This window comes from Cellulomonas endophytica, assembly GCF_004123805.1.
GTDB classification, from domain to species: Bacteria; Actinomycetota; Actinomycetes; order Actinomycetales; family Cellulomonadaceae; genus Cellulomonas; species Cellulomonas endophytica.
In genome coordinates, this window is the sequence record NZ_RWJX01000109.1 from 1 (window position 1) to 8,756 (window position 8,756).

8 protein-coding genes are annotated in these 8,756 nt (G+C 77.8%); all 8 read left to right on the forward strand.

Features of this window, described 5'->3' with window-relative positions:
* The 8 genes from EJA20_RS17345 (at position 1) to EJA20_RS17380 (ending at position 8,593) form a co-directional block, all read left to right on the forward strand.
* On the forward strand, positions 1–1,791 hold the full coding sequence (locus EJA20_RS17345; RefSeq protein WP_420836452.1) for an L-aspartate oxidase: 1,791 nt from the start codon (positions 1–3) through the stop codon (positions 1,789–1,791).
* 9 nt (positions 1,792–1,800) lie between these two features.
* Positions 1,801–2,742, forward strand: a complete 942-nt coding sequence (nadC, locus tag EJA20_RS17350; protein WP_129339781.1) for a carboxylating nicotinate-nucleotide diphosphorylase — start codon at positions 1,801–1,803, stop codon at positions 2,740–2,742.
* 140 nt (positions 2,743–2,882) lie between these two features.
* Positions 2,883–4,316: a lysine--tRNA ligase gene (lysS, locus tag EJA20_RS17355; RefSeq protein ID WP_240675619.1), complete on the forward strand. Its 1,434-nt coding sequence runs from the start codon at positions 2,883–2,885 to the stop codon at positions 4,314–4,316.
* 1 nt (position 4,317) lies between these two features.
* Positions 4,318–4,515 (forward strand): hypothetical protein, encoded by a 198-nt coding sequence (locus tag EJA20_RS17360; protein ID WP_129339783.1) that lies wholly within the window; start codon positions 4,318–4,320, stop codon positions 4,513–4,515.
* 187 nt (positions 4,516–4,702) lie between these two features.
* Positions 4,703–5,065, forward strand: a complete 363-nt coding sequence (locus EJA20_RS17365; protein WP_129339784.1) for a histone-like nucleoid-structuring protein Lsr2 — start codon at positions 4,703–4,705, stop codon at positions 5,063–5,065.
* Positions 5,065–6,249 carry a lactonase family protein gene (locus EJA20_RS17370; RefSeq protein WP_420836453.1) on the forward strand — a complete coding sequence of 395 codons (1,185 nt, stop codon included), beginning with the start codon at positions 5,065–5,067 and terminating at the stop codon, positions 6,247–6,249. Before EJA20_RS17365 ends, EJA20_RS17370 begins: the two co-directional genes overlap by 1 nt.
* Positions 6,250–6,327: 78 nt before the next feature.
* Positions 6,328–7,749, forward strand: coding sequence for a glycosyltransferase (locus tag EJA20_RS17375; protein ID WP_129339786.1), 1,422 nt, complete (start codon positions 6,328–6,330; stop codon positions 7,747–7,749).
* Positions 7,750–7,855: 106 nt separating this feature from the next.
* A complete protein-coding gene (locus EJA20_RS17380) occupies positions 7,856–8,593 on the forward strand; it encodes a phosphoglyceromutase (protein ID WP_129339787.1) in 738 nt (245 codons plus the stop codon).
* Positions 8,594–8,756: the final 163 nt, after the last annotated feature.

The following is an 8,756-nucleotide window of genomic DNA, read 5'->3' on the forward strand; positions in this document are numbered from 1 at the left end:
GTGACCCTCGCGCCGGAGGCGGTCGGCGCCCGGCCGGTGCCCGGCGGCGCCGCGGGCCCCCCGCGCCTCGCGCGCCGGCTCGCCGCCCCCGAGCCGGGCTGGACGGTCGCGGCCGACGCGGTCGTCGTCGGCTCCGGCATCGCCGGGCTGACGGCGGCGCTCGAGCTGCGCACGCGCGTGCCGCGGGTGCTGCTGGTGACGAAGACGCAGCTCGCCTCGGGGTCGACGCCCTGGGCGCAGGGCGGGATCGCCGCCGCCCTCGACCCGGCCGACTCCCCGGCCGCGCACCGCGCGGACACCCTCGTGGCGGGCGTGGGGCTGTGCGACCCCCCGGCCGTCGACGTGCTCGTCACGGAGGGCCCGCGCCGGGTGCGCGAGCTCGTCGCCCGCGGGGCCGTCTTCGACCGCGCGGCGGACGGCGGGCTGGCGCTCACCCGCGAGGGCGGCCACGGCGCCGACCGCATCGCCCACGCCGGCGGCGACGCCACGGGCGCCGAGATCTCCCGGGCCCTCGTCGCCCAGCTCGAGGCCGTCCGCGACGACCCGGGCATCGAGGTCGTCGAGCACGCGCTCGTCCTCGACGTCCTCACGGGTCCGGCGGGCCCCGGCGGTGCCCCCGGGCGGGCGTGCGGCGTCACGCTGCACGTCATCGGGGAGGGCAGCCGCGACGGGGTCGGCGCCGCCCTCGGCCGGGCGGTCGTGCTCGCGACGGGCGGCATCGGGCAGGTGTACCGCTCGTCGACGAACCCGGCCGGCGCCACGGGCGACGGCACGGCCGCGGCGCTGCGCGCGGGGGCCCGGGTGGCCGACGTGGAGTTCGTGCAGTTCCACCCGACGGTGCTGTGGCTCGGCGCCGGCGTGAAGGGCCAGCTCACGCTCGTGTCGGAGGCGGTCCGCGGCGAGGGCGCGCTGCTGCTGGACACGGACGGGACGCGCTTCATGCCCGACGAGCACCCCCTCGCCGAGCTCGCCCCGCGCGACGTGGTCGCGCACGCGATCGTCCGTCGCCTGGCGGCCACGGGCTCGGACCACGTCTGGCTCGACGCCCGGCACCTCGGCGCGTCCTTCCTGCGCCGGCGCTTCCCGACGATCCACGCCCGGCTCCTCGAGCACGGCATCGACCTCACGACGGACCTCGTCCCCGTCGCGCCCGCGCAGCACTACCACTCGGGGGGCGTGCGCACGGACGCCGTCGGGCTGTCGAGCGTCCCGGGCCTGTACGCCGTGGGCGAGGTGGCGTGCACCGGGGTGCACGGCGCGAACCGCCTCGCCTCGAACTCCCTGCTCGAGGGCCTCGTCTTCGCGCACCGCGCCGCCCGCCACGTCGCGGAGCGCGCCCCGGACCGGCGGGCGCTCGAGCTCGAGCCCCAGCCGCGGACGGGGCCGGCCGCGCTCGTCGCCGCCGCGGCGCGCCCCCGCGTGCAGCGCGTCGCGACGGGTGGCGCGGGCGTCCTGAGGTCCGGTCCGGGGCTCGCCGCGACGCTCGACGCGCTCGCGGCCGTGCCCACGGACGCCCACGAGCGGCGCGACGAGGGCCGCCCCCTGGCCGCGCCGCAGGCGGGGGAGTGGGAGACGACGAACGTGCACCAGGTCGCCACCCTCGTCGCCGCCGCCGCGCTCGTGCGCGAGGAGTCCCGCGGCGGGCACGTGCGCACCGACGCCCCCGCCCGCGACGACGCCGCGTGGTCCGTGCGGGTGGAGCTGGCGCTGGACCCCGACGGGACCCTCGTCGGCCGGCGCGCGCCGCTGACGACCGGGCCGGCGGCGCCCGGCGACGGCCCCGGCCGCTAGCCTCCCGCCGTGACCGACGCCGCGCCCCTCCCCGCCGCCGGACCCGGGCCCGGGCTGCCCGGCGACCCCGGCCCCGACACCGCCGCGCTGCGCCGGCTCGTGGCCGCGGCGCTCGACGAGGACCTCGGCGGCGACCCTGGCCGCGACGTCACGACGCAGGCCACGGTGCCGCCCGGCGCCACGGGCGCCGCGACGCTGGCCGTGCGCGCCGACGGGGTGCTGGCGGGGCTCGTCGCCGTCCCGGAGGTCCTCGGGCAGGTCGCCCGCCGGCTGGGGCTGCCGGAGCCCGCGGTCGACTGGCACCTCCGCGACGGGGACCGCGCGGCCCGCGGGGACGCCGCCGCCGAGCTGCGGGGACCGGTGACCGTGCTCCTCGTCGCCGAACGGACGCTGCTCAACCTCGTCTGCCGCGCGTCGGGGGTGGCCACGCACACCCGGCGGTGGGCCGACGCGCTCGCGGGCACGGGCGCGCAGGTCCTCGACACCCGCAAGACGACGCCGGGCCTGCGGGGCCTGGAGAAGTACGCCGTCCGCTGCGGGGGCGGCACGAACAAGCGGTTCGGCCTGCACGACGTCGCGATGGTGAAGGACAACCACGTCGTGGCGGCCGGCGGGGTCGCGGCCGCGGTCGCCGCGGTGACGGCCCGGTTCCCGGAGGTCCCCGTCCAGGTGGAGGCGGACACCCCCGAGCAGGCCCTCGAGGCGGTGGCGGCCGGAGCCCGCTTCCTGCTGCTCGACAACATGCCGACCCCCCTGCTCGCGGCCGCCGTCGCGGCGGTCCGCGCCGGCGAGGGCCGGACGGGCCGGGTCGAGCTCGAGGCGACGGGCACGCTCACCCTCGACCGCGCCGCCGAGGTCGCCGCCACGGGGGTCGACTACCTCTCCGTCGGCGCGCTCACGCACTCCTCGCCGATCCTCGACCTGGCCCTGGACCTCGGCCCGCTCGGCTGAGGGCGGCGCCCGCGCCCCGGGCCGGGCGGACGGGGCGCGCGGGCCCGCCGACTACCATCCTCTGCGTGACCGACGCCCCCACCCCGCCCGCCGAGGACCTCCCGGAGCAGCTGCGGGTGCGCCGCGAGAAGCGCGCCCGGATGCTCGCCGAGGGCGTCGAGCCGTACCCCGTCGGGGTGCCGCGCACGCACTCCGTCGCGGAGGTGCGCACGGGCTGGGACCACCTGGCCACGGGCGAGGAGACGGACGACCTCGTGGGCGTCGCCGGTCGCGTCGTGTTCCTGCGCAACACGGGCAAGCTGTGCTTCGCCACGCTGCAGGACGGCGAGGGCAACCGCCTGCAGGCGATGCTCGGCCTGGCCGCCGTCGGCGAGGAGCGCCTCGCCGCGTTCAAGGCCGACGTGGACCTCGGCGACCACCTCTTCGTCCACGGGCGGGTCGTGCGGTCGCGGCGCGGGGAGCTGTCCGTGATGGCGGACGCGTGGACGATGGCGGCGAAGGCCATCCGTCCGCTGCCGAACCTCTACGAGGGCACGGAGCTGTCGGAGGAGGCCCGCGTCCGGCAGCGCTACGTCGACCTCATCGTCCGGCCCGAGGCCCGCGACACCGTGCGCCTGCGCGCCGGCGTCGTGCGGTCCCTGCGCGAGAACTTCCACCGTCGCGCGTTCCTCGAGGTCGAGACGCCCATGCTGCAGACGCAGGCGGGCGGCGCCGCGGCGCGCCCCTTCGTCACGCACATGAACGCCTTCGACATCGACCTGTACCTGCGGATCGCGCCGGAGCTGTTCCTCAAGCGCGCGGTCGTCGGCGGCGTGGAGAAGGTGTTCGAGATCAACCGGAACTTCCGCAACGAGGGCGCGGACTCCACGCACTCGCCGGAGTTCGCGATGCTCGAGGCGTACGAGGCCTACGGCGACTACGACACCATGGCCGCGCTCACCCAGGACCTCGTGCAGACGGCCGCGCGGGACGTCCTCGGCACCACCGTCGTGACGCTGCCGGGGGGCGAGGAGTACGACCTGGGCGGCGAGTGGACGCGCCTGGAGATGTACGGCTCCCTGTCCTCCGCGCTGGGCGAGGAGGTGACGCCGGAGACGTCGGTGGCGACCCTGCAGGCGCACGCGGACCGGCTCGACGTCGAGGTCGACCCGCGGCGCCTCTCGCACGGCAAGCTCGTCGAGCGCCTGTGGGAGCACCTCGTCGGCGACGGGCTGCACGCGCCGACCTTCGTGCGGGACTTCCCCGTCGAGACGAGCCCCCTCACCCGCGCGCACCGGCGGACCCCGGGCCTCGTGGAGAAGTGGGACCTGTACGTGCGCGGCTTCGAGCTCGCGACGGCCTACTCCGAGCTCGTCGACCCCGTCGTCCAGCGCGAGCGGCTCGAGGCGCAGGCCCTGCTCGCGGCCGCCGGCGACGACGAGGCCATGGCCGTCGACGAGGACTTCCTCGCCGCCGTCGAGCACGCGATGCCGCCCGCGGGCGGCATGGGGATGGGCGTCGACCGCCTCCTCATGGCGCTCACGGGCCTCGGGATCCGCGAGACCGTGCTCTTCCCGCTCGTGAAGCCGCTCTGACGTGGACGGCGCCACCGCGGTCCTCGTCGCCCTGCTCCCGCCCCTGGGCGTGGGCCTCGTCTTCTGGTTCGTGATGCGCATGATCATCGGCGCCGACCGCCGCGAGCGGCAGGCCCTCGCGCGCCTGGCCGAGGAGGAGCGCCGGCGCCAGGGCGGCGCCGCGGCGGACGTGCCCGCGCCGGACGCCGACGGGCGCTAGCCGTCCGCGTGCACGGTAAAGCGCACGGAGAAACGGACGCCGTGCCCGGGACCGACGAGTTTGCCGGCGTCGTTTGTGCCGCAGAATGCACTCGAATGCGTGTCGCTGTTTGACGCGGGGGGTCGCGACGGACCAGGATGGCGCCGTCCGAAGACGCATTCCCCGAACATTGCGGAGAGCACCCACCATGGCTCAGAAGGTCCAGGTCCTCCTGGTCGACGACATCGACGGGGGCACGGCCGACGAGACCGTCACGTTCGCCCTCGACGGGGTCCAGTACGAGATCGACCTCACGTCCGACAACGCCACGAAGCTGCGCGACGAGCTGTCCACCTGGGTCGGGCACGCCCGCAAGGTGTCCGGCGGCCGCTCCTCCTCGGGCCGCTCCTCGGGCTCCGGCTCCGGGTCCTCCGGCGGCTCCCGCAGCCGCCGCACCTCCGGCAACGAGGCGCAGGCCATCCGCGAGTGGGCGAAGTCCAACGGGCACGAGGTGTCCGAGCGCGGCCGCATCTCCGCCGAGGTCAAGGCGGCCTACGAGGCCGCGCACTGATCCCGCTCCTCGTCGGGACGTACCCGGCGGCCGGCGCGGGTGCGCCGGCCGGCCGGGGCGAGGGGGTCTGGCGCGTCGACCTCGACCCGGCCGACGGGTCCCTGCACGGGCCCCGGCTCCTCCTCGCCACCCCGGCGCCGTCGTTCCTCCGGCACGACCGCGCCGCGGGCGTCGTGCACGCCGTCGGCGAGGCGTCCGACGGCACGGTGAGCGCCCTCCGCGTGGTCCCGGGCCCGGACGGGGCGGGCCCGGAGGGCGCGGGCCCGGACGGCGCCGGCCCCGGCGCCCTCGAGCACCTCGCCACCGTGCCCTCCGGCGGCGCCGACCCCTGCCACCTCGTGCGCGTCGACGTGCCCGGCGGCGGTGCCGCGCTGCTCGTCGCGAACTACTCCTCCGGGTCGCTGGCCGTCCTGCCGCTCGTCGCCGACGGGCCCGCGGCCGGGACCTTCGCGACGGACGGGCCGACGCAGGTGCTCGCCGGCACCGGCACGGGGCCGCGGGCCGACCGGCAGGAGGCGCCGCACGCCCACTTCGTCGCCCCGGCGCCGGGCGGCGTCGTCCTCGTGGTCGACCTCGGGACGGACCGTCTGCGCCGCCTGCGTCCCACCGCGCGGGACGGGCGGGTGCACCTCGTCGACGAGGGCGTCGCCGCGACGCTGCCGCCCGGGACGGGCCCGCGCCACCTCGCCGTCACGCCCGACGGCGGCCACCTCCTCGTCGTCGGCGAGCTCGACGGCCGCCTGCACGTGCTGGCCTGGGACGCGGCGACCGCCACGGCGTCGCCCCGAGGCGTCGTGCCCCTCCTGCCCGACGACGTGCCCGCCGCCGACCCGGCCGCCGACGGGGCGCCCGGTGCGCCGCGCCGGCCCCTGCCCGCGCACGTGACGCTCCACGGCGGGCGGGCGCTCGTCGGGGTGCGCGGGACGGACGCCCCCGGCACCGACCGGATGGTGCCCGTGGAGGTCGGAGCGGGCGTCGGCGGCCCGGCCGGTGCCGTCGCCGGGACCGCTGCGGTGCTGCCCGGCGCCTGGCCGCGCCACCACGCCGTCGTCGGCGGGCACGTCGTGGTGGCGCTGCAGCGCTCCGACCGCGTGGTCGCCCTGCCGGACGGGCCCGGTGCGTCCGTGGGTCCGGACGCGGAGGTGGCGATCCCCGCGCCCGCCTGTGTGGTCCCGGCCGGCTGAGCCCGCCGGACCGCACCGCCGCCCGGCGGCTGAGCCCCCGCGGACCCCGGGCGCGCGCGGCGCGGGGATGAGGCGACAATGGCCCTCGGCCCGACCCGTCCCCCGAGGAGCCCCTCCGTGACCGTCCCGCGCGCGCCCCGCGTCGCCATGCTCTCGGTGCACACGTCACCGCTGGAGCAGCCGGGGACGGGCGACGCCGGCGGGATGAACGTCTACGTGCTCGAGCTGAGCCGCGCACTGGCCGCCCGCGGGGCACGGGTGGAGATCTTCACGCGGGCCACGTCCTCGGACCTGCCCGAGACCGTCGTGCTCGACGGCACCGACCCCGACGGGCGCCCCCTGCACGGGGAGAGCGCCCGCGCGGCCCTGCTGGCGCCGGACGTGCCGGCCGGGACGGTGCCCCCCGTGCTCGTCCACCACGTCCCGGCCGGCCCCTTCGAGCGGCTCGACAAGAACGACCTGCCGGGCGTGCTGTGCTCCATGGCGGCGGGGGTGCTGCGCTCCGAGGCCGCCCACCGGCCCGGCTGGTACGACGTGGTGCACTCGCACTACTGGCTCTCGGGGCAGGTCGGGCTCGTCGCGGCCCACCGCTGGGACGTGCCGCTGGTCCACACCGCCCACACGCTCGCGCTCGTGAAGAACGCCGCGCTCGCCCCGGGCGACGACCCCGAGCCCCCGGCGCGCGTGCTGGGGGAGGAGAGCGTGGTCGCGGGCGCCCACGCCCTCGTCGCGAGCACCGGCGACGAGGCGCGCGAGCTCACCGACCTGTACGGCGCCGCGCCGGACCGCGTGCACGTCGTCGAGCCCGGCGTCGACCTCGACGGCTTCCGCCCGGGAGACCGCGCCGCCGCCCGCGCCGCGCTCGGGCTGCCCGCGGACCGGCCCGTCGTCCTCTTCGCGGGTCGCGTGCAGCCGCTGAAGGCGCCCGACGTGCTCGTGCGAGCGCTGGGCGTGCTGGCGGCGGACCGCGCGGGCACGGGCACGGGCACGGGCACGGGGACGGCTGCGGGCGACGGCCGCGCCGCCCGCCCGCTCCTCGTCGTCCTCGGCGGCCCCAGCGGCCGGTCCTCCGGCGTCCGCGAGCTCCTCGCCCTGGCCGCCACGCTCGGCGTCGCCGACGACGTGCTCGTCCGCCCGCCGGCCTCGCGCGCGGACCTGCCGACGTGGTTCCGGGCGGCGGACCTCGTGGCCATGCCGTCGCGGTCGGAGTCCTTCGGGCTCGTCGCGGCCGAGGCGCAGGCGTGCGGCGTGCCCGTCGTGGCCGCGGCGGTCGGCGGCCTGCGCAGCATCGTCGAGGACGGCGTCTCGGGGCGGCTCGTGCGGGGCCACGACCCGGTGCGGTGGGCCCGCGTGCTGGGAGGCCTCCTGGCGGACGACGGGGAGCGCGCCCGCCTCGCCCTGGGCGCGCGCCCCGCTGCCGAGCGCTTCGGGTGGGACGCCGCGGCCGACCAGCTCCTCAAGGTCTACGGCGTCGCCGACGAGGTCCGCGCCTCGCTCTGACCGCCCGCGGCCGGCACCGGTCGTGGTCCGGTGCTGGTCCGGTGCCCGTCCGGGCGTGGGCCGGACGTCCCTGCGCCGCCTGCCCCGCTGCGGCAGGATGGCGCCCATGACCTACACCCTCGTGCTGCTCCGCCACGGCGAGAGCGAGTGGAACGCCAAGAACCTCTTCACCGGCTGGGTCGACGTGCCCCTGTCCGAGAAGGGCGTCGCCGAGGCGACGCGCGGCGGGACGATGCTCACCGCCGCAGGCGTCCTGCCGGACGTGGTCCACACCTCCGTGCTGCGCCGCGCGATCACCACCGCGAACCTCGCGCTCGACGCCGCGGACCGCCACTGGGTCCCGGTCAGGCGCACCTGGCGGCTCAACGAGCGGCACTACGGCGCGCTCCAGGGCAAGGACAAGAAGCAGACCCTCGACACGTACGGCGAGGAGCAGTTCATGCTCTGGCGCCGTTCGTACGACGTGCCGCCGCCCGAGATCGAGCTCGGCTCGGAGTACTCGCAGGACGCCGACCCGCGCTACGCGGGCGAGCCCATCCCGCGCACGGAGGCCCTCGCGAACGTCCTCGAGCGCGAGCTGCCCTACTGGGACGCGGAGATCGTGCCCGACCTGCGCGCCGGCAAGGTCGTGCTCGTCGCCGCGCACGGCAACTCCATCCGGGCCCTGGTCAAGCACCTCGACGGCATCGACGACGAGACGATCTCCAAGCTCAACATCCCCACGGGCATCCCGCTGCTGTACGAGCTCGACGAGAGCCTGCGCCCCACCGTCCCCGGCGGGCGCTACCTCGACCCCGACGCCGCGGCCGCCGCGATCCAGGCCGTCGCCAACCAGGGGCGCTGACCCCGGTCCGACGCGGGCCCCGCACGACGACGCAGGCCCGGTCCCCCCGAGGGGGACCGGGCCTGCGTCGTCGTGGGCGCCGCGCGGGCGCCGGTCGTCAGTGGGCGACGACGGAGCCCTGGACCTCGCCCGTGACGAGGTAGGTGATGCGCCGCGCGACCGA